This window comes from Rhizorhabdus dicambivorans (genome assembly GCF_002355275.1).
In the GTDB taxonomy this organism is placed as follows: Bacteria; Pseudomonadota; Alphaproteobacteria; order Sphingomonadales; family Sphingomonadaceae; genus Rhizorhabdus; species Rhizorhabdus dicambivorans.
In genome coordinates this window covers 49,428-74,970 of record NZ_CP023451.1, presented here as the reverse complement: position 1 = coordinate 74,970, position 25,543 = coordinate 49,428, and the positions used below count along the sequence as shown (strand labels likewise).

The following is a 25,543-nucleotide window of genomic DNA, read 5'->3' as shown; positions in this document are numbered from 1 at the left end:
CATCTCGCCATGGTCATGACGTGTCTGGAGACCCATATCGCCCTCCATGGCCCTACAGCTTTCGACCTGTGCGGAGGTAGGCGGCGTCGTCGCACAGGCGCCCAGAAGCAATGCTGGAACAATCCCAGCCACTATATGCATTCGTGTCATGATAAATCCCCTTTTAATAATGGTGTTTGTTCTTCCTGCGAGGCTTGCTCTTATATCTTTCGGTGATCAGATCTCCGCCTTTCCGTGAGGAACGTGAGAATAGGGCAATCGGAAACAGGAACTTCGCCCGGGCACTCATCGGCAAGCAATCGAAGCATGTCGCGAATATCGGACAGGCGCTTGAGCCGGACTTCGGCGTCCGTGATCTTGGCGAGCGTGATATCGAGCACGGCCTGCGCATGCGCGGTGTCCGATGCCCTGAGCGCCAGCAGCTGCCGGGCCTGATCGAGGGTGAAGCCAAGCTCCTGCGCCGAGCGGATGAAGTTGACGCGCTCGAGGTCCGTCGCGTCGTAGAGCCTGTAGCCCGCTGCCGTGCGCGCGGGCTCGCGCAGCAGGCCCATCCGCTCATAATAGCGGATCGTATCGCGGCCCACGCCTGCGGCCGCGGCCAGTTCGCCGATCTTGAAATTGCCCATGTCATCCGCTCGATCATGCCGGTTGGACCATGGTCCAGGGTCAAGCGGTTTCGCTTTGACCCCGAACGGTCTCCTCGTCGCCGGCGGCCCGCTGCCCCGACGCGTCGCATCAGGGCAGCCCGTGCCGCCGGGCCACCGGCTTGTCAGTTCTTGCGAAGCTCGACGATGTCGTGCTTGGCAGGCGTGCCGTCGGCGACGGACACGTGCGCGAAGTGATCGTCAAAGATATGGTCGATTGTCACATGGCCGACGAGCTGGCGGTGATAGGTCGGCGCCACGCCCTTGGACGGACCCGGATGGGTCACGACGCGATAGACCTCGAGCTTCTGGCCGACCTCGGCGCCATCGGCCTTGCCGATGCAGACGACCGTGCCGTTGCTGCCCGTGTCGACGATCGAGCCGCGCATGAACAGGCTGTGCCCGATGCCCTGGGCCATAGCGGGGACGGCAGCAAGCATCGAAATGCCGGCAAGCGCGACCATGAGAGTTTTTCTGACCATATTCACCTCCTTGGATGGTAAGCCACCGCCCGGACTTTGCCGAGGGGAAGAGCGTCTCTTCAGGCTTGGGACTACGGTCCCGGGTCCAGCCTCGATATACGTAGAGGCCGCAGCCGATCTTCTTCCCCGGGCCGGATCTTTATTGACGCGGAGTTGACGGAATCAGCCGTCAGCACTTCAAAATCCGCGCGGCGCGAGACTTTGGTTGGCTGCGCCCGCGAAACCCGCTAGATATCGAGGCCCGTGAAACGCCTGCTCGCCCTCCTGCTCGTCATCGGAGCGCTGTCCGGTCTCTTCGGAGCCCAGATGGCGGCCGCGCACAGCGTGCCGCAGGCGGCAGGCGCGCCGCTGGCCAAGGGCATGGATGCGGACTGCATGGCGATGATGGCCAAGCAGCAGCCTGCGCCCAGCGAAAAGCCCTGCAAGGGCCTGACGCTCGATTGCATCGCCGCGATGGGGTGCGTGATCCCGCTGGTCGCAGCGGACCTGGCAGGCGGCGTTGCGCCTGCGCGTCTCTACGACGCGCCCAGCTTCTGGACGACCGACACGATATTGACCGGCAAGGCGGTTGCGCCCGAGCCGGATCCTCCCACCAGCCTTGCCTGATTGAACGAGCACGGGCTGCGCGCATCGATCGATGCGTGCGCGCCCGGTTTCCTTCTTTTCAGTCAAAGGTTTTCGTGATGATCAAACTGCTTCCGGCCGCCCTTGTGGCGGCCCTCAGTCTCGCCGCGCCTGCGCTTGCAACCGACGCGAGCCGCACGCCGCAAGGCCATTGGGAATGGCGGTCGGCGCCGCAATATGGTCCGCGGGCGACTGGCCCTGCGCGTGTCCGCATATGGGTGCCCGACAGCCGGGACATGGCCAGCTGCGATTGCGCGATGATGCAGGCAAGCGCCGCCGACTGCATGCGCGGCGCAGTCAGGTCGGACAAGGGCTAAACCCGCTCCGGAGCGGCGCGTCACATCTTGGCGCGCCGCCTCTGTCATGAGGGGATGATATCCATGATCATGATGCCGAGGCGCGCTGTGCGACGCCTGTTGCTCTCTATCGGTGCGACGCTTGCGAGCGCCTGGGCCGTGCCGGTGTCGGCCGGCCCGCTCACCTACGAGCAGGCAGTGAGGCTCGCTGCCGCCAACGCGCCAAGCCTCAAGGCGCGCGCGGCGGCGACAGCCGGCGCCCGCTCTTCGGCGGTCGCGGCCGATCGCCTGCCCGATCCGACGCTCGACCTGGGCCTGCAGAACTTCCCGGTGAGCGGCCCCAATGCCGGCAGCTTCACGCGCGACGATTTCACCATGGCGACGATCGGGTTCAGCCAGACCTTCCCCAATCTCGCCAAGCGCCATGCACGCGCCGCGCGCGCCGCGGCCGATATCGGTATCGCCGAGGCGGGCGAGCTGGTCGAAGGCCGCAACGTGCGGCTCGAGACCGCCCTCGCCTGGGTCGATCTCTATTATGGAGAACGCCGGCTCCGGCAGCTCGACCTGCTCGATGCCAGCCTCGACGACCTGCAGAAGACCGTGACCGCACGCCTGGCGTCGGGCAGCGCGCGCCCGAGCCAGGCGCTCGAGCCCGACCAGCTCCGCGCCGCCATCGCCGATCGCCGCGCCGAGATGGCTGCGGTGGTGGCGCAGGCGCGGGCCCGGCTCGCGCGCTATACCGGCGACCCCGACCCGCAGGCGACGGGCGACCCGCCGATGCTCGATGTCGATCCGATCCGGCTGCGGGCCGGGATCGATGCGCTTCCCGCCCTGCGCGCGCAGGACGCGCGGATCGCAGTCGCCGAAGCGGACGTGCGTCTCGCGCGCGCCGACAAGCGCCCCGACTGGAAGGTCGGCGTCACCTATGGCCGGCGCGATCCCATGTACGGCGACATGGCCTCGGTCGGCGTGTCGATCGACCTGCCGCTGTTCGCCGGCAAGCGCCAGAACCCCAGGATCGCTGCAAGCGAGAGCCTTGCGCAAGGGGGTCGGTTCGACCGCGAGGCGATCCGCCGCGAGCTGGTGGCGCAGCTCGACGCCGATCTCGCAGACCATGCCATGCATCTCTCCCGGTTGCGCAATGCCCGCGAGACGCTGGTGCCACTCGCCAGGCACCGCGCCGAGCTCGACCGCGACAGCTATGGCGCCGGCAAGCTCGACCTTGGCGCCGCGCTGCTCACGACGCTCGGGCTCGCGGAGGCCGAGGTCGAGGCGCTCAACCGCGAAGCCGACGTCGCGCGCGACGCGGTCCGCATCACTATCACCTATGGGGAGGAGCGGCCATGACGCTCGATAAATCCGCGCTGCGCTGGGGCGCATCGATCCTGGCTGTCGCGCTGCTGGCCGGCGGCACAGGCTATTGGGCTGGCCATCGCCAGGCACCGCAATCGGAGGCGACCACGCCCGCCGGGGCAGGCAAAGTCCTTTACTGGTACGATCCGATGTTCCCCAACCAGAAGTTCGACAAGCCCGGCAAGTCGCCCTTCATGGATATGCAGCTCGTGCCGCGATACGCGGACGGAGGAAGCGCCGGCGCGGCCCCCACGGTCGCCGTCGATCCCGCCGCGCGGCAGAGCCTGGGATTGCGGGTCGTCGCGGCGAAGATGGGCAGCCTTGCCTCGGCCCTCGAGGTCACCGGCACGATCGACTTCAACCAGCGCGACGTCGCCGTCATCCAGGCGCGTTCGGGCGGGTTCGTGAGCCGCGTCTATGCGCGAGCGCCCGGGGACGTGGTCCGCGCCGGCGCGCCGATCGCGGACCTGCTCCTGCCCGAATGGGGCGGCGCGCAGACCGAATATCTGAGCGTCAGGCGGCTCGGCAAGCCCGATCTCACCGCGGCCGCGCGCCAGCGGCTGCGGCTGATGGGCATGTCCGACGGCCTCATCGCCAGCGTCGAGCGGAGCGGTCGGCCGAACGGCGTGGTGACCATCACGACGCCGATCTCGGGCACGATCCAGACGCTCGACGCCCGTGCCGGCGTGACGCTCGCCATGGGCCAGACGCTCGCCCAGGTAAGCGGGCTCGGCACCGTCTGGCTCAATGCCGCGGTGCCCGAAGCGCGCGCGGGCGATGTCCGGGTCGGCCAGAATGCCAGCGCCACGCTGGCGAGCTTCCCCGGCGAGCGCTTCGCCGGCCGGGTGATCGCGATCCTGCCGACGACGCAGGCCGACAGCCGCACGCTCACCGTGCGGATCGAGCTGCCCAACCGGGACGGGCGGTTACGGCCGGGCATGTTCGCCAGCGTCGTGCTTGGCGGCGATGCCAAGCCGGCGCTGCTGGTGCCGAGCGAGGCGGTGATCCGCACGGGCAAGCGCACGCTCGTCATGCTCGCCGCAGGCGACGGGCGCTATCATCCCGCCGAGGTCCGCATCGGCCGCGAGGCGGGCGGTGAAACCGAGATCCTTGCCGGCCTGTCGCCCGGCGAGAAAGTCGTCGCCTCGGGGCAGTTCCTGATCGACTCCGAGGCGAGCCTGTCGGGAATCGAGGCGCGGCCGATCGGCGGCGGTGCGGCATCGGCGACCATCGCCGCGCCGAGGTCGAAAGCCACGCTGTACGAGACGACGGGCAAGATCGAGCGGCTCACGGCCAATGCGGTGACGCTCAGCCACGAACCGGTCCCCGCGCTCGACTGGCCCGCGATGACGATGACCTTCGCGCTCGCCGATCCGGGCATCGCGCGCGGCTTCAAGGCGGGCGACCGGGTTCGGTTCGGGTTCGACCGGCCCCCGGCGGGACCGACGCTGCGGCGTATGGCGAAGGTGGCGGGCCGATGATCGCCCATCTCATCCGCTGGTCGGTCAAGAACCGCTTCTTCGTTCTGATCGGCATGCTGGCGCTGGTCGGCGCGGGCCTCTGGGCGGTACGATCCACCCCGATCGACGCCCTCCCCGATCTGTCCGACGTGCAGGTCGTCATTCGTACCAGCTACCCGGGTCAGGCGCCGCAGATCGTCGAAAACCAGGTCACCTATCCGCTCACCACCACCATGCTGTCGGTGCCAGGCGCCAAGACGGTGCGCGGCTATTCCTTCTTCGGCGACAGCTTCGTCTATGTGATCTTCGAGGACGGCACCGATCTCTATTGGGCGCGCAGCCGCGTGCTCGAATATCTGAACCAGGTGCAGGGGCGCCTGCCGGCGAGCGCGCGCAGCGCGCTCGGGCCCGACGCGACCGGGGTTGGCTGGGTCTATGAATATGCGCTGGTCGACCGCACCGGCCGGCATGACCTGTCGCAGCTGCGCGGTCTGCAGGACTGGTTCCTGCGCTATGAGCTCAAGACCGTGACCGGCGTCGCCGAGGTCGCCAGCATCGGCGGCATGGTCAAGCAGTATCAGATACTGCTCGATCCGGTGAAGCTCGCGGCCTACGGGGTGACCCACGCCCAGGCGGTCGAGGCGATCCGGCAGGCCAATCAAGAAGCGGGCGGGTCGGTGCTCGAGCTGGCCGAAGCCGAATATATGGTGCGCGCCTCAGGCTATCTGAAGACGCTCGACGATTTCCGCGCGATCCCGCTGAAGACGGCGGCCGGCGGCGTGCCGATCCGCCTCGGCGACGTCGCCACGATCCAGATCGGCCCCGAGATGCGGCGCGGCATCGCCGAGCTGAACGGTGAAGGCGAGGTCGCAGGCGGGGTCGTGATCCTGCGCTCGGGCAAGAATGCGCGGGAGACGATCGCGGCGGTCAAGGACAAGCTCGCGGACCTCAAGAGGAGCCTGCCGCCGGGCGTCGAGGTGGTGACGGTCTATGACCGCTCGCAGCTGATCGACCGTGCTGTCGAGAACCTCACCCACAAGCTGGTCGAGGAGTTCGTCGTCGTGGCCCTGGTCTGTGCGCTCTTCCTCTGGCATGTCCGCTCGGCGCTCGTCGCGATCCTCACCCTTCCCTTGGGCGTGCTCGCCGCCTTCGTCGTGATGCGCTACCAGGGCGTCAACGCCAACATCATGTCGCTCGGCGGCATCGCCATCGCGATCGGTGCCATGGTCGATGCGGCCGTGGTCATGATCGAGAACGCCCACAAGAAGATCGAGCGCTGGGAGCAGGACCATCCGGGCACGCATCTCGACGGCGAGACGCGCTGGATCCTCGTCACCGAGGCGGCGGCCGAGGTCGGGCCGGCGCTGTTCTTCAGCCTGCTGATCATCACGCTGTCGTTCATCCCGGTGTTTACACTGGAGGCGCAGGAGGGCCGGCTGTTCGCGCCGCTCGCCTTCACCAAGACCTATGCGATGGCCGCCGCCGCGATCCTGTCGGTGACATTGGTGCCGATCCTGATGGGCTGGCTGATCCGGGGGCGGATCCCGCCTGAGCAGGCCAATCCGGTCAATCGCTGGCTGACCGATCTCTACCGGCCTGCGATCGACTGGACGATGAAGCGGCCCAAGACCGTGCTGCTGATCGCGGCTTTGGTGTTCGCGACCACGGCCTGGCCGCTCAGCCGGCTCGGCGGCGAATTCATGCCCAACCTCGACGAGGGCGACCTGCTCTACATGCCCTCGGCCCTGCCCGGTCTCTCGGCCGCCAAGGCGAGCGAACTGCTCCAGCAGACCGACCGGCTGATCAGGACGGTGCCCGAGGTCGAAAGCGTGTTCGGCAAGGCGGGGCGTGCCGAGACCGCGACCGACCCCGCCCCGCTCGAGATGTTCGAGACGACGATCCAGTTCAAGCCCCGCGACCAGTGGCGACCAGGCATGACGCCCGAGAAGCTGATCGACGAGCTCGATCGCCGGGTGAGGCTTCCGGGGCTCGCCAATATCTGGGTGCCGCCGATCCGCAACCGCATCGACATGCTCGCGACGGGCATCAAGAGCCCGATCGGGGTCAAGGTGTCGGGCAGTGATCTCGCCGAGCTCGACCGCATCGCCCATGATGTCGAGACCGTGGCCAGGACCGTGCCGGGCGTCAGCTCGGCGCTCGCCGAGCGGCTGACCGGCGGACGCTATGTCGATGTCAACATCGACCGCGCCGCCGCTGCGCGGTTCGGACTCAACATCGCCGACGTGCAGGCCATCGTCTCGGGCGCGATCGGCGGCGAGACGATCGGCGAGACGGTCGAGGGCCTCGCCCGCTATCCGATCAGCGTGCGCTATCCGCGCGAATTGCGCGACAGCCTCGACGGGCTGCGGGGGCTACCGATCCTGACGCCCGCGGGCCAGCAGATCACCCTCGGCACGGTCGCCAATGTCACGATCGCCGAAGGGCCGCCGATGCTCAAGACCGAGAATGCCCGGCCCTCGACCTGGGTCTATGTCGATGTGCGCGGGCGCGATCTCGCCTCGGTGGTTGGCGATCTGCAACGCGCGGTGGCGAGACAGGTTCGGCTCTCGCCGGGGGTCAGCATCGCCTATTCGGGCCAGTTCGAATATCTCGAGCGCGCGGTCGACCGCTTGAAGCTGGTCGTGCCCGCGACGCTGCTGATCATCTTCGTGCTGCTCTACCTCATCTTCGGCCGCTTCGACGAGGCTGCGCTGATCATGGGCACGCTGCCGTTCGCGCTGACCGGCGGCATCTGGACGCTCTATCTGCTGGGGTTCAACCAGTCGGTTGCCACCGGGGTCGGGTTCATCGCGCTCGCCGGCGTCTCCGCCGAGTTCGGGGTGGTGATGCTGATCTATCTCAAGAATGCGCTGGCCGAGCGCACGGCTAATCCGGACGCCGCCGAGGTGAAGGCCGCGGTGCGCGAAGGCGCGCTGCTGCGCGTCCGGCCCAAGGCGATGACGGTCGCGGTGATCCTCGCCGGCCTGCTGCCGATCCTGCTGGGATCGGGCGCGGGCTCGGAGGTGATGAGCCGGATCGCGGCGCCGATGATCGGCGGCATGCTGAGCGCGCCGCTGCTGTCGATGTTCGTCCTGCCCGCCGCCTATCTGCTGCTGCGCCGGCCGAAGACCGACCCCATCCATCAACCCGCTTCATCATGAAGGAGACGATTATGAGACATGCACGACTGACCCTCGCCCTCGGCCTTGCCGTCCTGACCGCCGCGTGCGGCAAGAAGGGCGAGACCCCGGTTACAACCGAAACCAACCAGGCGGCGCCTGCCGCGACCATGAGCGGCGACATGGGCAACATGTCGATGGCGCCTGACGCGAACGCCGCAATCAAGGCCAAGGGCCATGGCACCGTCACCGCGATCGACAAGACGGCGGGCACGATCACGCTCAACCACGGCCCGATCCCCGAAGCCAAGTGGCCGGCGATGACGATGGCGTTCAAGGCGGCGCCCGCGATCACCGATGCGGTCAAGGTCGGCGACAAGGTCGATTTCGACCTCTCGCTCAAGGGCAGCGATGGCGAGGTCACCGCGATCACAAAGCAATGATCCGCTAAGTTCGACCAAAAGAAGCTGGTTGCGTCGCCGCTCCGGGGCGGCGACGCCCCTGCCGGCCGTCTGCCTGGCCGTGCGCCCGGTCTACGGATGCGATCGGCAACGCCCAACGCCAGCCGCGTTTCCCTGCGCGATCACAGGCAGTTTGAGCAAGCTTCGCGGATCGCACATTGAACGTGCAAGCCGCCCTTGCCCGCGATAGCCTGAGCGGCAAGGAGCCAGTTCAGGATGACCGAGCCAGTATGACCTTGTTACCCACGACACATCATGATCTCTTGAGCGAGCTTGTCCGTCGTTGGCGAGACGATCCGGGCGCCACCTATCGCTCCTGGTTTCTTTGGGACGAACGCCTGAAAAACTTCCGCTCCATCCGTCGGGGGCTGCAGCAGGTGGTCGTGGAAATCGAAAGTGGGCGGTTCGGCGTCGCCTATCGCGGCTCGTCACTGGAAACGGTTGTCCACTCGATCGCCGAACAGCGGCAGATCTTCAAGGGCGCCGACCATGCCTGGCTGTGGAAGCCCAAGCTGCGCATTCCCGACATTTACGAAAGCCCGGACAATCAGCGGGCGTTCGGTCGCCTGCTCGACAATTGCTCGTGCTGCGATACCGCCGAGGAGATCATCAGCCACATCCGCAGCATAGACGCGCTCAAGATCAAGGGGCTGGGGCCGGCGGCGGCCAACCTGCTCTATTTCCTTCACCCGACGCTGGTGCCGCCCTTCAATACCGCGATCGTCAAGGGCTACAATGCCGTCACCGGCGCCAAGGTGAAGCTCGGGTCATGGGATCATTTTCTCGCCATGCGCGCCGGCATCCTCGACCTCAACGACCGTTACCGCGAGTTGCTCTCCAACGATCTCGGCGCGATCGGCGGACTGTTGTTCGACATTGGCTCGGGCCGCTATCCCGCGCCACCGCTGGAGGATGACGCAACGGCGGCCGACGACTGGCTCGGCAGATTGGAACATGCCAGAGCGGAGGCAAGCCGGCTCGACAAGACAGCCGCCGCGCAGGGCGAAACCGATCGCACGCACGCCGAAATCCAGGCCTGGCTGCGCGACCTCGGCCATGCCCTCGGTTACGATGTGTGGATCGCCGCCAATGACCGCGGTCGACTTCACGCTGGCTGCCCGCTTGGACAGGGATGCCTCGAGCGCCTTCCAGACGCCATTGCGACCTCTCCCGGAGCGGACTCGATCCGCCTCATCGACGTGTTGTGGCTGGCGAAGGGTGGCGACGGCGTCGCCGCCGCGTTCGAGGTTGAACATTCGACCTCGATCTACTCGGGGATCGTGCGCATGCTCGATCTGGCGCTGTCGGGGAGCGATCTGCACGCTGCCGCCGGGCTATTCCTGGTCGCACCGAATGCGCGCGAGCAGGACGTTCGCGCGCAACTCCGTCGCCCGGCTTTCAGCCGTATTGCCGATCTCGACTTCGCCTATCTGCCCTATGGCGAGCTGGAGAGAAACAGGGACGCGATCGCTCGTTTTGGAACGGGATTGAAGGCCATCAAGGCGATCTCAAGCCCCCTTCCCTGAAAGGGGGCGTTTGCGGGAGGGGGCGGAATCCTACGCCAAGCTCGCCCAGATAGCCGGCGCGAGATCTTACTTGTTGCTGCCTTCTACGGTCGCGCCAGAAAGGCGACGGCTCAGTTCTATCCGGCGATGGCTACGCATTTTGAAGGTGTCTGGCCCAACGCGCCGATACTCAATGAAGCCGAGAGAACGCCAAAATCGCTCTGCCGCTTCATTCGCTTCCAGCACGGCCAACCGAATCTCTGTGGCACCTCTCGCAGCGGCCCAGCTTTCGACCGTCGAGTAAATTGAGCGTCCGACGCCACGACCACGCTGTGCGGCATCTACGATCATGAAGCCGAGATACCATGTGCCATCACGCGGATAATCGCGGAGGATGGCCGCGATTGCATATAGGCCGCCAGGCCCCTTCCATCCCAGGACAGCTTGATTGTGGGCGCTCTTTTCGGGCGGCACATCGGAGAAAAGCTCGCGAGCATCGTCCAGCGTGGGCGCGGCCCCGTCCTGCAACAGGAAATAGTCGCTGCAACGGTTGTACAGGTCTGCAACGTCTGCGGCGTCCGCTTGGGTAAGTTTGATCGGGGCTCCCGTCATCATCATCGCGTTTTGGCAGCAAGCACGCGCTGACCGTAATCCCGGAGTTCCCCGTTGGGACCGACATAGCGGTAGAGAGTGACGCGCTCGATCCCGAGTTCCTTGCAGAGGTCGGAAACGGACGTGTCGCGTTGGGCCATAGCAGCCTGAGCGAGCCGCACCTGGGCCTTGGAGAGGGCGAACTTGCGGCCACCCTTGCGTCCCCGCGCGCGGGCAGCGGCCAGGCCAGCCATGGTGCGCTCGCGGATCATATCCCGCTCAAACTCCGCCAGTGTGGCAAAAATGCCGAACACCATCCGGCCCGATGGCGTCGTGGTGTCGATCTGCGCGCCCTTGCCGGTGAGCACCCGCAGACCGATACCGCGATCCGACAGATTCTGCACCGTGCTGACCAGGTGGGTGAGCGTTCGGCCGAGCCGGTCGAGCTTCCAAACGATGAGGACATCGCCGTCGCGCAACGATTTCAGGCAGGCGGCAAGACCGGGGCGATCATCACGGCTACCGGATGCACGATCATCATAGATATTGCCTGGCTCGACACCGGCAGCGCGAAGGGCATCGTGCTGCAGGTCGAGCGACTGCGAGCCGTCGGCTTTGGACACGCGGGCGTAGCCGATCAGCATGGATCACAAACGAAGGTTTGAGGCGGTGACGAACATGAGCACATAAGATTGGGCTATTGTGTATCTTAACCAGCATCTCAATCAAGCTATCTCAAACCGTAGCTCGGAAAGAATAAGGAGCATGTATGCCGCGTCGCGTGACCCTGACCGATCGACAGCGCGAGGCGCTGCTTCACTTGCCGGTCGATCAAGGTGAGCTGCTGCGGCACTATACCCTCAGCGATGAGGATCTCGGGCATATCCGCCAGCGCCGGCGCGCCCACAATCGTTTTGGCTTCGCGCTGCAACTGTGCGTCCTGCGCTACCCGGGCCGGGTGCTCGCTCCTGGCGAGTTGATCCCGGCGCAGGTATCGGATTTCATCGCGGCCCAGCTCGGCCTGACCAGCGACGATCTACTCCTCTATGCCGCGCGCGAGGAGACCCGGCACGAGCATCTGGCGGACCTTCGCCGAATCTACGGCTATCGCTCCTTTTCGGGGCGGGGCGCACGGGATTTGCGCGAATGGATCGCTCGGGAAGCCGAGGCGGCGACATCGAATGAGGATCTTGCCCGTCGCTTCGTTGCGGAGTGTCGCCGCACCCGCACGATCCTTCCCGGCTCCTCGACGATCGAGCGCCTTTGCGCCGATGCGCTGGTTGAGGCCGAGCGCCGGATCGAGGATCTTATCGCCCATCGCATCACGCCAACCCTGAGCGAGAATTTGGCTCACCTGTTGGAGGATACGGTGGATGGTCGCGTCACGCGCTTCGTATGGCTGCGACAGTTCGAGGTTGGCGCAAATTCAGCAGCCGCTAACCGGCTGATGGATCGACTGGAATATCTTCAAAGGTTCGATCTTCCGGCGGATTTGCTGGACGGCGTGCCGGCGCATCGTGTGACCCGGCTTCGCCGGCAGGGCGAGCGCTATTACGCCGACGGCATGCGTGATCTGCCCGAAGACAGGCGGCTTGCGATCCTCGCTGTCTGCACCCTGGAATGGCGGTCATCGCTGGCCGATGTCATCGTGGAGACCCACGATCGCATCGTAGGCCGTCTCTATCGGGCCTCCGAACGCCTTTGCAACACCAGGATCGCCGACGAAAAGGCGGCCGTTCGGGACACGCTGAAGTCCTTTGCCGAAATCGGTGGTGCTTTGCTTGGAGCGCAGGACGATGGCACGGCCCTGGACGGGATAATCGCCACCGGGCCTGGCTGGGAACGGTTCAGAACCCTTGTCGCCACGGCCTCCGCGCTGACCAACGTGCTCGCGGCCGACCCGCTCAGCCGTGTGCTGGACGGCTATCACCGTTTCCGCCTCTACGCGCCCAGGATGCTGCGCCTGCTCGACATGCAGGCGGCGCCGATCGCCACGCCTCTTCTGACGGCCGTTGCGATGCTGCGTAACGGGATCAAGGTCGATCCGCCGGTGGATTTTCTACGTCCCAACTCGAAATGGCATCGTCATCTTCGCGCTGAGCCCAGCGGCGACCACCGGCTTTGGGAAATCGCGGTGCTGTTCCACATCCGCGACGCCTTCCGGTCCGGTGACATATGGTTGGCGGGATCGCGCCGCTATGGCGACCTCAAGCAGCTTCTGGTCCCGCCACAGGCGATAGAGCAGACCGCGCGGCTCGCCGTGCCGCTGCGACCCGGCGAATGGCTGGCCGAGCGCAGGGCTCGACTGGATACACGGCTGAAGGAGTTTGGCCGCGCGGCGCGAACCGGCACGATCCCAGGCGGCATCATCGAGAACGGCAAGCTGCACATCGACAAGCTGAGGGCCGACACGCCCGAAGGGGCCGAGGATCTCGTGCTCGATCTCTATCAACAGCTCCCGCCCGCGAGGATCACCGATCTGTTGCTGGAAGTCGATGAGCGAACCGGATTTTCCGAGGCGTTCACGCATCTGCGCACCGGCGCGCCCTGCAGCGACCGGATCGGCCTGATGAACGTGTTGCTGGCGGAAGGCGTCAATCTCGGTTTGCGCAAGATGGCGGCGGCGACCAACACGCACAGCTTCTGGGAATTGCTGCGGATCGCGCGCTGGCATGTCGAAGGCAGCGCCTATGATCGGGCGCTCGCCATGATCGTGGAGGCCCACGCCGCCCTGCCCATGGCCGCCTTCTGGGGACAAGGGCAATCGGCATCCAGCGACGGGCAGTTCTTCCTTGCTACCGAGCAGGGCGAGGCGATGAATCTGATCAACGCGAAATATGGCAACGTCCCGGGCCTCAAGGGATACAGCCATGTGTCCGATCAATATGCGCCGTTCGCAACCCAGGTGATCCCGGCAACGGTCAGCGAGGCTCCCTATATCCTGGACGGGCTGCTCATGAATGACGCGGGCCGCCGCGTTCGCCAGCATTTTGCCGACACGGGCGGCTTCACCGATCATGTGTTCGCCGCCTGCGCCTTGCTGGCGTCACCTCAAGCTTTGTACGCTGAACAACGATTTTCCGGACATAATGTGAACATTGGTGTCAGGCAGCGGCGCGAAGGTACTGGTAGAGGGTTTCGCGGCTGATGCCCATGTCGCGCGCGATGGTCGCCTTGCGTTCACCGGCGGCAACGCGGCGGTGCAGATCGGCAATCATCTCATCCGAGAGCGACCGTTTCCGCCCCCGATAGGCGCCGCGCTGCCGAGCGATCGCAATGCCTTCGCGTTGCCGTTCGCGGATCAGGGCGCGCTCGAACTCAGCAAACGCACCCATGACCGAGAGCATCAGATTGGCCATCGGGGAGTCCTCCCCCGAGAAGGACAGGCTTTCCTTCTCAAACTCGATCCGGATACCTCGCTTGGTGAGGCCCTGGACCAGCTTGCGCAGGTCATCCAGATTGCGGGCCAACCGATCCATGCTGTGGACGACGACGGTATCGCCTTCGCGGGCGAAAGTGAGCAGAGCCTCAAGCTGGGGGCGGTTGACGTCCTTGCCCGATGCCTTGTCGGTGAAGGTCCGATCGAGCGACTGACCTTCCAATTGGCGATCCACATTCTGATCGAACGTGCTGACCCGGACATAGCCGATCCGTTGCCCCTTCACTGCGCACTCTCTCCATCAAAATGTCAGGTTGAAATCTATGATACGCAACGACATTCGTCAACAAATTCCGTTTAGTACCCTAATCTGACAGAAACCGCGGTAGCGCCCTGACGTCCGGTTAGGCTATACTCCAAGCTGACATCACAAAATCAAATCCCTCAAAGATGGCGTCAATTGCCTTGATGGGGTAAAAACTGGAGTGCTTCCAGGATGGGACATTCGGCAACGTCATCTCCAGTGCATCTGGCTAACGTGGTCGCCAGCGTCACCTCTATCTTCTGCAAATCTGCAATGCGGCGGCGGACATCTTCAAGGTGGAGTTCGGTTCTCGCCATAACCTCCGCGCAGGTTTGTGCACCGGTATCGGTGAGCGACAACAATGACCGTATCTCATCCATTGCATAGCCAAGGTCGCGCGCGCGCAGGATGAACTGCAACCTTTGCACCAGTTCCGGCGAATAGACGCGGTAGCCGTTGGAACTGCGAGGCGGCCCCGGCAGCAATCCCACCTTCTCGTAATAGCGGATGGTTTCGAGATTGCAGCCTGTTTTCCGGGCAAGCTGGGCACGCAAGATGCCGACCTGTTGCTCCATGAAAATACCTCTTGAGTCTGTAGTGGCTACAGAGCCTACACTGCGAATCACTCAGTTGGAACAAGGGATTCAAGCCATGGTCTCAACGCCGGAAGCGGGACAGCCAGCCCTCACCGAAAACCACGAGCCGAAGCAGGCAAACTGGGTTGCGGCGGGCGCATTGATCGGCGCGGGGCTCGCCTCGGCTTGCTGCGTCGTCCCGCTACTGTTGGTTATGCTCGGAATTTCCGGCGCGTGGATCGCCAACCTGACGGCGCTCGAACCTTACAAGCCCTATGTCGCAGGCGTAACGCTCGCGCTGCTCGGCTACGGCTTCTGGCATGTCTATTTCAAGCCGAAACCGCCCTGTGAAGACGGTTCCTACTGCGCTCGTCCACAATCGGCTTGGACCACCAAGGCGGTGCTGTGGCTGGGCCTTGCCGTCGCCATCCTGGCGCTCACCATCGACTGGTGGGCACCCTGGTTCTATTGAAAGGAAATACCCATGAAAAAGACAGTATGTATCGCTATGGCCGTGCTGGCTATGGCTGGCGGCGGGGTCGCCTATGCAGTTAGTGGCACGGCGCAAGATCGCCCCGCGGCTACCGCAACCGCTCAGAAGCAAACCACCTTTGCCATAGAGAACATGACCTGCGCCACCTGCCCGATCACCGTGAAGAAGGCGATGGAAGGCGTCGCCGGGGTAACGGCGGTCACGGTCGATTTCGCAGCCAAGACCGCGCGCGCAACCTATAACCCGCGCCGCACCAATGCTGCTGCGATTGCCGCTGCATCAACCAACGCGGGTTATCCGGCGCGCGCTATTCAAAACTGAGCGGGGCGCCGCCAGCGCCTCAAGAAAGCGATAAGCAATGAACGACTGTTGCAACCGCCCCGGGCAGGAAGGATTTGACGTGGCCGTCATCGGCGCGGGTTCTGCCGGGTTCTCCGCCGCGATCGCCGCTGCCGATCTGGGCGCGAAAGTGGCGCTCGTCGGTCACGGCACGATTGGCGGCACCTGTGTCAATGTTGGCTGCGTTCCTTCCAAGACGCTGATCCGCGCCGCCGAAGCGGTGCATGGTGGGCTTGCCGCCGCGCGCTTTCCCGGCCTTGGGGGCGCTGTCCAGATGGATGACTGGTCCGTATTGGCGGCGTCGAAGGACGATCTTGTCACGACGCTGCGCCAAAAAAAATATGTCGATCTGCTGCCCGCCTATGACGGTGTGAGCTATATCGAGGGCAAGGCACGCTTTGCCGATGGTGCGCTGATTGTCGGCGATGCGCCCATGAAGGTCGGCAAGGTCATATTGGCGATGGGTGCGCACGCCGCCGTGCCGCCGATTCCGGGGATGGACAGCGTGCCCTACCTAACCAGCACATCGGCGCTGGCGCTGGATCGCTTGCCCAAATCGCTGCTGGTGATCGGTGGCGGGGTGATCGGGGTAGAACTGGGACAGATGTTTTCGCGTCTGGGCGTTGATGTCACCATCTGCTGCCGAAGCCGCCTGCTCCCCGAAATGGACCCGGAAGTGAGTGCCGCGCTGAAAAACTATTTGGAAGCCGAGGGCGTGCGGGTTTGCGCAGGTGTCGGCTATCAGCGTATCGCCCAAACACAGAGCGGGGTCGAATTGACCTGCGAGGGGCATTGTGACACCGTCGCGGCGGAACAGGTGCTCATCGCCACCGGACGCCGACCCAATAGCGACGGGCTTGGGCTGGAGGAGCGCGGCATAGTGCTTGCCCGTAATGGTGGAATCGTCGTCGATGACCACCTCGAAACGTCGGTTCCAGGCATTTACGCGGCGGGCGATGTAACGGGACGGGACCAGTTCGTCTACATGGCCGCCTATGGCGCAAAACTGGCCGCGCGCAACGCGGTGACGGGCAACCAATACCGCTACGACAATTCCTCCATGCCATCCGTCGTCTTCACCGACCCGCAAGTCGCCAGCGCCGGCCTCACTGAAACGACAGCACGGGCGCAAGGCCTGGACATCAAGGTTTCGCTGCTCCCGCTCGATGCTGTGCCAAGGGCACTGGCAGCACGCGATACGCGGGGTCTCATCAAACTGATTGCCGACAAGGCGAACGACCGTTTGCTGGGCGGCCAGATCATGGCACCCGAAGGCGCGGATTCGATCCAGACACTGGTGCTGGCGATCAAACACGGCATGACCACCCTGGAATTGGGTGCAACGATATTTCCTTACCTGACCACTGTGGAAGGCCTCAAACTGGCGGCCCAAACGTTTGATAAGGATGTCGCCAAACTGTCTTGCTGCGCCGGGTGATTGCTCGGGGATCAACCGGCAACGAATGGCCTCCCTCCAGTGCAAGCCGCTTTGGTGTCAATTTTGTTATTCGCCTCAGCGGGAGAGCAAAATGGCACGACGCCGACTTCTGACCGGAGACGAGCGCCGGCGCCTGTTCGATCCTCCTGTCCAAGAAACCGCGATCATTGGGCATTATACCCTTTCTGCGGAAGATGTTGAATTGGTTGGGCGCCGCTATGGTCCAGCAAATCGCCTCGGTCTGGCTGCACAAATCGCTTTGATGCGACATCCCGGCTTTGGTCTGCAACCCGAGATCGGGCTTCCCGACGTCATTCTTCAGTACCTCGCGGCACAGTTATTCGTCGATCCTTCCTCCTTCTCTGCATATGGTCAGCGCGCGCAAACCCGTACCGATCATGCCGATCTCGTGGCGCGTTATCTTGGCATACGCCCGTTTCGACGCGGCGACCTGGCACTTGCCCTGAATCTTGCCGCGCAAGCCGCCGAGTATACAGACAGAGGTGAACCGATTGTTCGCGCCCTCATGGTTGGCCTGAAGGGTGAGCGGTTCATTCTTCCGTCAGGCGACACACTGGAACGCGCCGGTCTTGCTGGCCGGGCACGCGCACGCAAAGCTGCCGCAGCCGCAATCGTCGAAGGCCTCAGCTCTGCTGAACTGACACGGCTAGACGAACTCGTAATCAACAACCCGGATTTCGGCATGACACCGCTGGCGTGGTTGCGTAATTTCGAAGAAGCCCCGACTGCGGCCAATATCAATGGCTTGCTTGAGCGCCTGCGCTATGTTCGCGGCATAGGTATCCACCCGGTAGTTGGGGGCGCCATTCCGGAATTCCGCTTTGCCCAATTTGTCCGCGAGGGCGGCGTGGCACCGGCATTCCTGCTTTCGGATTACAGCGTCAATCGCAGGCGGGCGACGTTGACGGCCGCAGTGATCGACCTTGAGGCCAGACTTGCCGATGCCGCGATCCAAATGTTTGACCGACTTATCGGCGGCATGTTCACGCGCGCGCGGCGTGGGCGCGAGCGTCGCTACCAAGATAGTATTCAGTCGGTGGGGCAACTCATGCGGCTGTTTGGCGCCACGATTACAGCACTTGATGAGGCTGTCCAGAATGGCGGCGATCCGCTCGAATTGATTGACGAAGCGGTGGGCTGGCACCGGCTTGTTGCGGCAAAGGCCCAAGTAGATGCCCTTGCTGATCTTGCCGGCGAGGACGCACTGGTAACGGCAACCGAGCGTTACGCCACGCTACGGCGTTTCAGCCCGGCATTTCTGGACGCCTTCACCTTCAAGGCGTCTGGAACAGGGACGGCACTGATCAAAGCCATCGATGTCATTCGCGATGCGAACACACGAAAGTCGCGCGACCTTCCCGATGGCGTTCCACTGCCATTCCCCAATCGGCAGTGGAAGCGTCTCATCACCGAAAGCGGCCGTATCGACCGCCGACGTTATGAAATTGCGATCATGGCAACCTTGCGTGATCGTTTGCGCGCCGGTGATGTATGGATCGAGGGAACCCGCAACTATCAGCGCTTCGATGCCTATTTGCTGGGTCGGCGCGACGCCGCCAAAGTGGCGGATGTGCTTCCGTTCGATTCAAATGCTGCATCCTACCTCGCTGACCGGGCACGAAATCTTGACTGGCGGCTGCGCCGATTTGCCAAGCAGTTGAAAACAAACAAGCTTGAGGGAGTGTCGCTCGAACGAGACCGGCTCAAGCTTCAGCAAATGCCGCCTGTCACCCCACCGGAAGCTGAAGCCCTCGATCGCAAGCTCGATACCCTGCTTCCCCGCGTGCGCATCACCGAGCTGCTGCTTGAAGTCGCCGAACGCACTGGTTTTTTGAACGCATTCCGTGACCTGCGCTCAGGCAAGGAGCACGACAACCCCAGCACGGTACTCGCCGCAATTCTGGCTGATGGCACCAACCTCGGGCTGGAGCGGATGGCCAATGCCAGCGAAGGCGTCAGCTATGCCCAACTCGCATGGACCCACAACTGGTATCTTTCACCCGAGAACTATCAGGCCGCGCTGGCCATGATCATCTCAGCCCATCACGAATTACCCTTCGCGCGGCATTGGGGCGCTGGCACCAGTTCGTCGTCCGATGGCCAGTTCTTCCGGTCGGGGCGGAGCCGTTCAGGGGCGGCGGACGTCAATGCCAAATATGGCGCCGAACCTGGCGTGAAAATCTATTCTCACCTTTCCGATCACTTCGCATCATTCGGATCACGGATCATGTCCGCGACGGCAGGTGAAGCGCCTTACGTGCTCGACGGGCTTGTCCTGGGCGCCGGCAACCTTCCGTTGCATGAGCACTATACCGATACCGGCGGCGCCACCGATCATGTTTTCGCACTCTGCCACCTACTCGGGTTCCGCTTCGCGCCACGGCTGCGCGATATTGGCGACCGCAAGCTGGGTTCGATCGCTGCGCCATCGACATACAAGGGCATCGAAAATCTGATGGGCCGCACCATCAAAACGGCAGCGATCGAGGCCGATTGGGATGACATCGTCAGGATTGTCGCCTCAATCAAGGATGGCACGGTGGCGCCGTCAGTAATCTTGCGAAAACTTGCCGCCTACAAACGCCAGAACAGGCTGGATTTTGCATTGGCTGAACTGGGCCGTATCGAGCGCACTTTGTTCACGCTCGATTGGCTTGAACAACCGGAACTGCGACGTGCCTGTCAGGCCGGTCTCAACAAAGGCGAGGCGAGGCACACGCTTGCCGCCGCCATCTATACCAACCGGCAGGGTCGGTTCACCGATCGCTCGCTGGAAAATCAGGAATTTCGCGCATCTGGGCTGAACCTGCTGATTGCGGCGATTTCCTACTGGAACACGGTCTATCTCGACCGGGCCGCCCAGCACCTCAACGCTGTCGGCACGACGTTCGATGCGGCACTGCTTGCGCACCTTTCTCCGATGGGCTGGGCGCACATCAGTCTGACCGGCGATTACCTCTGGGAGCAGGCCAGGCGACTTCCAGCAGGTGAATTCCACCCACTCAACGAGCCAATGGCGCGGTTGAAGCGTGTAGCGTAGCCCATGTTCCGCTTATGTCCGAGAAATCGTTGTCTGGCGAACAAACCTTGAGGTGACGCCTTGCTCGGCTACAGGTTCGCCCCCCGTATCCGCGATCTCCCTCAGAAAAGACTCTATGCCTTCACGCCCAACGCGACGCCGGCCAATGTGCGAGCGCTGGTCGGAGGTAAGATCAATGAACCGCTCATCGAGCGCAACTGGCCCGACATCCTGCGCATCATGGCGACGATCGCAGCGGGGATCGTCGCCCCCAGCCAGATTCTTCGCAAGCTCGCCTCTTACCCGCGCCAGAATGAGCTGGCCCTCGCATTGCGAGAGGTGGGCCGCATCGAGCGAACCCTGTTCATGATCGACTGGATTCTTGATGCCGGCCTCCAGCGCCAGGCTCAGATCGGCCTCAACAAGGGTGAGGCCCACCACGCCCTAAAGCGCGCCATCAGCTTCCACCGCCGAGGTGAAATCCGGGATCGATCCGGCGAAGGCCAGCACTATCGCATCGCCGGAATGAACCTGCTCGCCGCCATCATCATATTCTGGAACACCATGAAGCTCGGCGAGGTCGTCAATACCCGGGCCGCCAGCGGTACCCATATCGCGCCTGATCTACTCGCCCACGTCTCGCCGTTGGGATAGGAACACATCAATCTAACCGGGGAATATCGCTGGCCCAAATCCTTAGCGTAGGATTCCGCCCCCTCCCGCAAACGCCCCCTACGATTGAGAAGCGCGGCGGAATCTCTTAGATTGATCGCTGGAGGCTTTGTTCGCGGAGACGCGCACATTGCCTTCTTTTCGTTTTAGGAAGCGCTGCCCTAAGCGACAGAAGCCAGAGCTTTGACAATGCGGCATTCCGCGATGGAGCCGACCATGTATCTTGATCCTATCGGTGCAGACACGCGATGATGGCGGTCACGACGGCGGTGGTTTCCGCGACGTCGCGCACCCTCACTGTGTCGAGGCCGATTTCAGCAGCGGGATAGTCATTCCCACCGGGGAATATCGCATCCCCAATGAACAGCATCCCGTCGAGCGGGACACCGCTCTCGGCACTCAGGCGCTTCAGGCCATAGCCCTTGTCGATCCCTGCTCTGGTCACGTCGATCGATGTCGTGCCACCGAGATTGATCGAGAGCTCCGGCAGCTTCGCGCGCAACGTGGCCTGCAACGCGGTCCTCTTCTTTCGGTCAGGATCCCACGCTTCCTTTTCCTTCAGCGGCGCTGCCTGCCCCAGGCCCGAAAAGGTGATCTGGCTGCCCCGGTCCTCGATCCGTTCGCCCCAGATACGTTCGTCGGCGAGACCGGCATCGGTCAGCGCCTGATCGAAGGCCGTGCGGATCTTCGCCTTCTCCGCGTCGTCGAACAGTTCGGCATAGACCGCGCGCCAAGCGCCATTGATGAACCGATAGAGTTTCGTGCCTGTGGTCGGCATCAACCAGAGACGGTCGAGCGCGACGCCGGCAGGAAGGCGCGAGGCGATCTGCTTTTCGAACTGCGGCCAGTCCCCGCCCGAGATCACCGCCACATCCGTGATGGCGAGCAATCGGGCGAGGATTGCGGCCATATCCTCCGATAACGGCCGCTTGCTCTCGGCAAGCGTGCCGTCGAGGTCGAAGGCGATCAGCCACTTCATGCCGCCTTCCCTGCCGGATCGCGGTAGGCGAGCAGCCTGAGCGCATTGATGACGACGAGCAGCGTCGATCCCTCATGAACCGCCACCGCTGGCCCAATGCCGAGGCCGAGGATGGTAGCAGGCACCAGGAAGGCGACGACACCCAGGCTGACGAAGACGTTCTGCCGGATGATTCCACGGGTATGGCGGCTAAGACCGACTGCGAATGGCAGGTGCGCCAGATCGTCGGCCATCAGCGCCACGTCGGCTGTCTCCAGCGCAACGTCCGACCCCGCCGCGCCCATCGCGATGCCGACCGTGGCGCTTGCCATCGCCGGCGCATCGTTCACGCCGTCGCCCACCATCGCGACCTTGTCTTCGCCGGCGAGCTTCTTGATCGCGGCAACCTTGTCTTCGGGCATGAGGTCGCCCCACGCTTCGTCGATCCCGACTTCGTCGGCGATCGCTTCGGCGACTTTCTGGTGATCGCCGGAGATCATTATCATCCGCGACACGCCCATCTCGTGCAGCCGACGCAACGCGGTCTTGGCAGCTTCGCGAGGCGTGTCCATCAGGCCGATCGCGCCCAGGTCGCGGTCCCCCTTGCGGACCACCATTGTCGTGCGGCCGTTCTCGCGCAGCTTCGCGATTGCGTCCTGCGCGCCCTGCCCCAGCGCCGGAATGCCCTCACTTCCGAACATCTCGGCCTTGCCGATCCACACCGTCTCGCCATCCACGCTCGCGGTGACGCCCCGACCGGTCAGGCTCTTGAGGTCGCCGGCAGTCGGCACGGCACGATCGTTCAGACGTTCGCGGCCGTCCTTGACGATCGCTTGGGCCAGGGGATGGTCGCTCAACGCTTCGACGGCGACAGCCAGCGCCAGCAACTCGCCTTCATCGGCGCCATCGACGGGCACGACATCAGTGATGCGCGGACGACCTTCGGTCAGCGTGCCCGTCTTGTCGAAAGCGATCGCTTTGAGCGACCCGAGGTTTTCGAGCGGTGCACCGCCCTTCACGAGCACGCCGCCCCGCGCTGCACGGGCAACGCCCGACAGGACCGCGCTCGGCGTTGCGATCGCGAGCGCGCACGGGCTTGCCGCCACCAGCACCGCCATCGCGCGATAGAAGCTGTCGCGGAACGGCTCGTCGACGACCACCCATGCGAACAGCAGGAGCACTGACAGGACCAGGACGGCGGGCACGAAGATCCGTTCGAACCGGTCGGTGAAGCGCTGCGTCGGCGACTTCTGCGTCTCCGCTTCGCTCACCATCTTCACGACCTTGGCAAGCGCGCTTTCATTGGAACGGCGTGTCACCTCGATCTCGATCGCGCCGCCGCCGTTGATCGTACCAGCAAAAACCCGGCTTTCCGCGTCGACTGCATCGGGCTTGGCGCGTGCCGCTGCGGCATCTGCGACCGGCACCTTGTCGACCGGGATGCTTTCACCCGTGACCGGGGCCTGGTTGATCGCGCTGGTGCCCTTGATGACGAAGCCGTCGGCAGGCAGGCGCTCGTTCGGGCGGACGATGGCAATGTCCCCGACGACCATCTGCTCGACCGGGATTTCGCTGGTCTGCCCGCCGCGTCGCACGGTCGCGGTTTCGGGCGCGAGCTTCGCCAGCGCCTCGATCGCCTTCTTGGCGCGGCCCATTGCATAATGCTCAAGCGCATGGCCGAGGCTGAACAGGAACAGCAGCAGCGCACCTTCGGCCCATGCGCCCAGCGCAGCGGCGCCGGCCGCAGCGACCAACATCAGCGTGTCGATCTCGAACTTCTTCATCCGGAGGTTGTCGATCGCCTCGCGCAGCGTGAAGAATCCGCCGAAGAAATAGGCTGCGATATAGCAGGCGGTCGGCAGCCATTCGGGCGCGCCAGCGACCAGCCTCTCGATCGCGTAGCCGATCCCCAGCAGCGCGCCACAGGCGAGCGCGAAGATCAGCTCGGTATTGGGGCCGAGAAATTCGGCGTGGCTATGGTCGTGGCCATCGCCGGGGCCGTGCTTCTCTTCGCCCGCGCCGTGGCCCCCGGGGCCGTGGTCGTGGCCGGCATGTTCATCGGCAGCGACCCGCTTGCCCACCCTCACCTTCAGCTTGCGAAGCGCAGCGCGCACCTCCTCTTCGGTGGTTTCGCGGCGATCATATTCGACCCGGACAGACCCGCTGGTGCTGGCGCTTGCCTGGACCACGCCGGGCAAGGCGCACAGCGCATCGCTGACCGTGCGCGCCCGACGTTCGTGGTTGATCCCCGTCACCTGCCAGATCGCATGGCCGTAGCGCTCGGTGATTTCGGCACCTGCGGCGCGCACCATTTCGCGCAACCGTGGCAGCGGCAGCTTGGCGGCATCGAAATGGATGCACAGCGCCGCTGGCGTGTTGCCGTCGAGACAGATCACATGCGCCCGCTCGACACCTTCGCGCTTTGACAGGGTTGATACGAGACGGTCCAGGCAGGCATCGGCCGCGTCAGGAAGGTCCGGCAACAACACTGGAATGTCGAGTTCGAGCTTGTCGTTCATGACGACCTCCTTTCGCTTTTCTTGGTTTCGGCGCGCGCGTCGCGCAGGATTTCGACACCGCCCTTGATGGCGATGATGGCGGTGGCGAAGCCGACCAGCAGGTCCGGCCAATTGGTACCCAACCACAGCACCAGCACGCCGGCGATCAGGATGCCGCCGTTGGAAATGAAGTCGTTGAAGCTGAAGGTGGTTGCGGCCCGGAGATTGACGTCCGGATCCTTGAGGCGCTGGAGCAGCCGCAGGCAGAGGTAATTCACGACGCCGGCGATCGCGGACATGACCATCATGGTAGGTCCGATGGGCTCGCTGCCCTGCACGTAGCGCCGTCCGACATCGATCAAGATGCCGCCCGCGAAGATCAGCAGCATGACGCCCGAAGCGACCGCGGCGCGTGTCTTCCATGTCTGGCCCCGGGTGAGCGCCACAAGGCTCAGCGCATACACAGCCGTATCGGACAGGTTGTCGACGCCGTTGGCGATCAGCGCGCTCGAGTCCGCGAAGAAGCCGGAAACGAAGAAGCCCGCAGCGATCGCCGCGTTCAGCAGCAGGACGATCCACAGTGTGCGGCGCTCCTGCCCGCCATTGTTGTCGTTGCCCGGGATCATCCCATCATCTCCTCAAGTGTCAGCAGGGCCAGGAAGCCGACGAAAAACATCGAGCTGATGAGCGGGGTGTCGGGTTTCTCGTGCGCCTCGACCAGCAACTCCTCCGTGACGAGGTAGAGCAGCGCCATCAGCCCGAAGCTGAGGAAGCCGGCGATCATCACCGGCGACAGCGCGGCGACCGGCACGGCAGCGAGCGCGCCGATCGGCAGCAGCAGGGCCAATGCCGAGACGATCACGATGATGCGCAAGCGCGAGCGATAGGTTTCCGCCAGCTCGTCGGTCAGCGTCAGTCCCAGAAATAACACTTCCAGAGTGAGCGCGATCGTCAGCAGGAGACCTGCCTTCTCGCCCGCCACGAAAGCGAGGCCGAGCACCAGGCCGTCCACCAGAATGTCGATGCCGATCGCGGCGAGTAGCGCCATCGGCCCCTTGAAGCGGGCCTCAAGAGCCTTGAGCCCCAGCATGGTCGCGACGCCCGCCGCCCCGCCGATCAACGTCGCGCTGGGCGATGCCTCATGCTTGACCTGCGGCAGGATTTCGGTCGCTGCCGCCGCGAACACGACGCCGGCAGCGAGATGCTGTAGGCCCGCCACGAGGCCAGGTTTCAACTTGGTGCGGCTCGCGACAATCGCGCCGAGCACGACCGCCAGCACAGGCGCAAGCGTATAGAGCAGTGCCTGCATTTC

General features: G+C 64.1%; 21 protein-coding genes and 2 pseudogenes. 13 read left to right on the top strand and 10 right to left on the bottom strand.

The window, feature by feature from the left end:
* Positions 1-200 precede the first annotated feature (200 nt).
* The gene (locus CMV14_RS24830; protein WP_021243089.1) at positions 201-626 is read right to left on the bottom strand and encodes a heavy metal-responsive transcriptional regulator; all 426 of its coding nucleotides are present in this window, start codon (positions 624-626) and stop codon (positions 201-203) included.
* Positions 627-769: 143 nt separating this feature from the next.
* Entirely contained in the window at positions 770-1,126 is a 357-nt protein-coding gene (locus tag CMV14_RS24825) for a hypothetical protein (protein WP_025549152.1), read from the bottom strand.
* Between the two features lie 243 nt (positions 1,127-1,369).
* Here CMV14_RS24825 and CMV14_RS24820 point away from each other — a divergent pair, with 243 nt between their 5' ends.
* The 7 genes from CMV14_RS24820 (at position 1,370) to CMV14_RS24790 (ending at position 9,965) form a co-directional block, all read left to right on the top strand.
* A complete protein-coding gene (locus CMV14_RS24820) occupies positions 1,370-1,732 on the top strand; it encodes a hypothetical protein (RefSeq protein WP_007406428.1) in 363 nt (120 codons plus the stop codon).
* A 77-nt stretch (positions 1,733-1,809) separates the two neighbouring features.
* Positions 1,810-2,067: a hypothetical protein gene (locus tag CMV14_RS24815; RefSeq protein WP_007683334.1), complete on the top strand. Its 258-nt coding sequence runs from the start codon at positions 1,810-1,812 to the stop codon at positions 2,065-2,067.
* Positions 2,068-2,130: 63 nt separating this feature from the next.
* Entirely contained in the window at positions 2,131-3,393 is a 1,263-nt protein-coding gene (locus CMV14_RS24810; protein WP_013039107.1) for a TolC family protein, read from the top strand.
* Positions 3,390-4,880, top strand: coding sequence for an efflux RND transporter periplasmic adaptor subunit (locus tag CMV14_RS24805; RefSeq protein WP_021243085.1), 1,491 nt, complete (start codon positions 3,390-3,392; stop codon positions 4,878-4,880). The genes CMV14_RS24810 and CMV14_RS24805 overlap by 4 nt, the downstream gene beginning before the upstream one ends.
* Positions 4,877-8,020 (top strand): efflux RND transporter permease subunit, encoded by a 3,144-nt coding sequence (locus CMV14_RS24800; protein WP_066969660.1) that lies wholly within the window; start codon positions 4,877-4,879, stop codon positions 8,018-8,020. Before CMV14_RS24805 ends, CMV14_RS24800 begins: the two co-directional genes overlap by 4 nt.
* Positions 8,021-8,031: 11 nt before the next feature.
* The gene (locus tag CMV14_RS24795) at positions 8,032-8,421 is read left to right on the top strand and encodes a copper-binding protein (protein WP_021245555.1); all 390 of its coding nucleotides are present in this window, start codon (positions 8,032-8,034) and stop codon (positions 8,419-8,421) included.
* A 248-nt stretch (positions 8,422-8,669) separates the two neighbouring features.
* Positions 8,670-9,965 (top strand): type II restriction enzyme NmeDI-related protein, encoded by a 1,296-nt coding sequence (locus CMV14_RS24790; protein ID WP_021247421.1) that lies wholly within the window; start codon positions 8,670-8,672, stop codon positions 9,963-9,965.
* A 66-nt stretch (positions 9,966-10,031) separates the two neighbouring features.
* On the opposite strand, the gene CMV14_RS24785 is transcribed toward CMV14_RS24790, so the two are convergent.
* Positions 10,032-10,556, bottom strand: a complete 525-nt coding sequence (locus CMV14_RS24785) for a GNAT family N-acetyltransferase (RefSeq protein ID WP_011607966.1) — start codon at positions 10,554-10,556, stop codon at positions 10,032-10,034.
* Positions 10,557-10,558: 2 nt separating this feature from the next.
* Positions 10,559-11,179, bottom strand: a complete 621-nt coding sequence (locus tag CMV14_RS24780; RefSeq protein WP_008832583.1) for a recombinase family protein — start codon at positions 11,177-11,179, stop codon at positions 10,559-10,561.
* Between the two features lie 125 nt (positions 11,180-11,304).
* Here CMV14_RS24780 and CMV14_RS24775 point away from each other — a divergent pair.
* Positions 11,305-13,578, top strand: a pseudogene (locus CMV14_RS24775) (Tn3 family transposase); the annotation flags it as partial.
* Positions 13,579-13,639: 61 nt separating this feature from the next.
* Here CMV14_RS24775 and CMV14_RS24770 read toward each other — a convergent pair.
* Both CMV14_RS24770 and CMV14_RS24765 read right to left on the bottom strand, forming a co-directional pair.
* On the bottom strand, positions 13,640-14,200 hold the full coding sequence (locus CMV14_RS24770) for a recombinase family protein (RefSeq protein ID WP_004213255.1): 561 nt from the start codon (positions 14,198-14,200) through the stop codon (positions 13,640-13,642).
* 170 nt (positions 14,201-14,370) lie between these two features.
* Entirely contained in the window at positions 14,371-14,793 is a 423-nt protein-coding gene (locus CMV14_RS24765) for a MerR family transcriptional regulator (protein ID WP_014072603.1), read from the bottom strand.
* 76 nt (positions 14,794-14,869) lie between these two features.
* On the opposite strand from CMV14_RS24765, the gene CMV14_RS24760 reads away from it, so the two are divergent.
* From CMV14_RS24760 to CMV14_RS24740, 5 genes and pseudogenes are all read left to right on the top strand, one after another.
* A complete protein-coding gene (locus tag CMV14_RS24760; protein WP_014072602.1) occupies positions 14,870-15,265 on the top strand; it encodes a mercuric transporter MerT family protein in 396 nt (131 codons plus the stop codon).
* Positions 15,266-15,277: 12 nt separating this feature from the next.
* Positions 15,278-15,607 carry a heavy-metal-associated domain-containing protein gene (locus tag CMV14_RS24755; protein WP_004213249.1) on the top strand — a complete coding sequence of 110 codons (330 nt, stop codon included), beginning with the start codon at positions 15,278-15,280 and terminating at the stop codon, positions 15,605-15,607.
* Positions 15,608-15,644: 37 nt separating this feature from the next.
* On the top strand, positions 15,645-17,063 hold the full coding sequence (gene merA / locus CMV14_RS24750) for a mercury(II) reductase (protein WP_004213247.1): 1,419 nt from the start codon (positions 15,645-15,647) through the stop codon (positions 17,061-17,063).
* Between the two features lie 91 nt (positions 17,064-17,154).
* Positions 17,155-20,124, top strand: a complete 2,970-nt coding sequence (locus tag CMV14_RS24745) for a Tn3 family transposase (protein WP_014072601.1) — start codon at positions 17,155-17,157, stop codon at positions 20,122-20,124.
* A 57-nt stretch (positions 20,125-20,181) separates the two neighbouring features.
* Positions 20,182-20,757: pseudogene (locus tag CMV14_RS24740) on the top strand (Tn3 family transposase); the annotation flags it as partial.
* 247 nt (positions 20,758-21,004) lie between these two features.
* On the opposite strand, the gene CMV14_RS24735 reads toward CMV14_RS24740, so the two are convergent.
* Genes CMV14_RS24735 through CMV14_RS24720 form a run of 4 tightly spaced genes read right to left on the bottom strand, consistent with a single transcriptional unit; the run spans position 21,005 to position 25,540 of the window.
* Complete coding sequence (locus CMV14_RS24735; protein ID WP_004212890.1) at positions 21,005-21,754, bottom strand: HAD-IIB family hydrolase; 750 nt, start codon at positions 21,752-21,754, stop codon at positions 21,005-21,007.
* Positions 21,751-24,252, bottom strand: a complete 2,502-nt coding sequence (locus CMV14_RS24730) for a heavy metal translocating P-type ATPase (RefSeq protein ID WP_004212886.1) — start codon at positions 24,250-24,252, stop codon at positions 21,751-21,753. Before CMV14_RS24730 ends, CMV14_RS24735 begins: the two co-directional genes overlap by 4 nt.
* Complete coding sequence (locus tag CMV14_RS24725; RefSeq protein ID WP_004212885.1) at positions 24,249-24,857, bottom strand: cation efflux transmembrane domain-containing protein; 609 nt, start codon at positions 24,855-24,857, stop codon at positions 24,249-24,251. Before CMV14_RS24725 ends, CMV14_RS24730 begins: the two co-directional genes overlap by 4 nt.
* Positions 24,854-25,540: a ZIP family metal transporter gene (locus CMV14_RS24720; RefSeq protein WP_004212882.1), complete on the bottom strand. Its 687-nt coding sequence runs from the start codon at positions 25,538-25,540 to the stop codon at positions 24,854-24,856. Before CMV14_RS24720 ends, CMV14_RS24725 begins: the two co-directional genes overlap by 4 nt.
* Between the last annotated feature and the right edge of the window lie 3 nt (positions 25,541-25,543).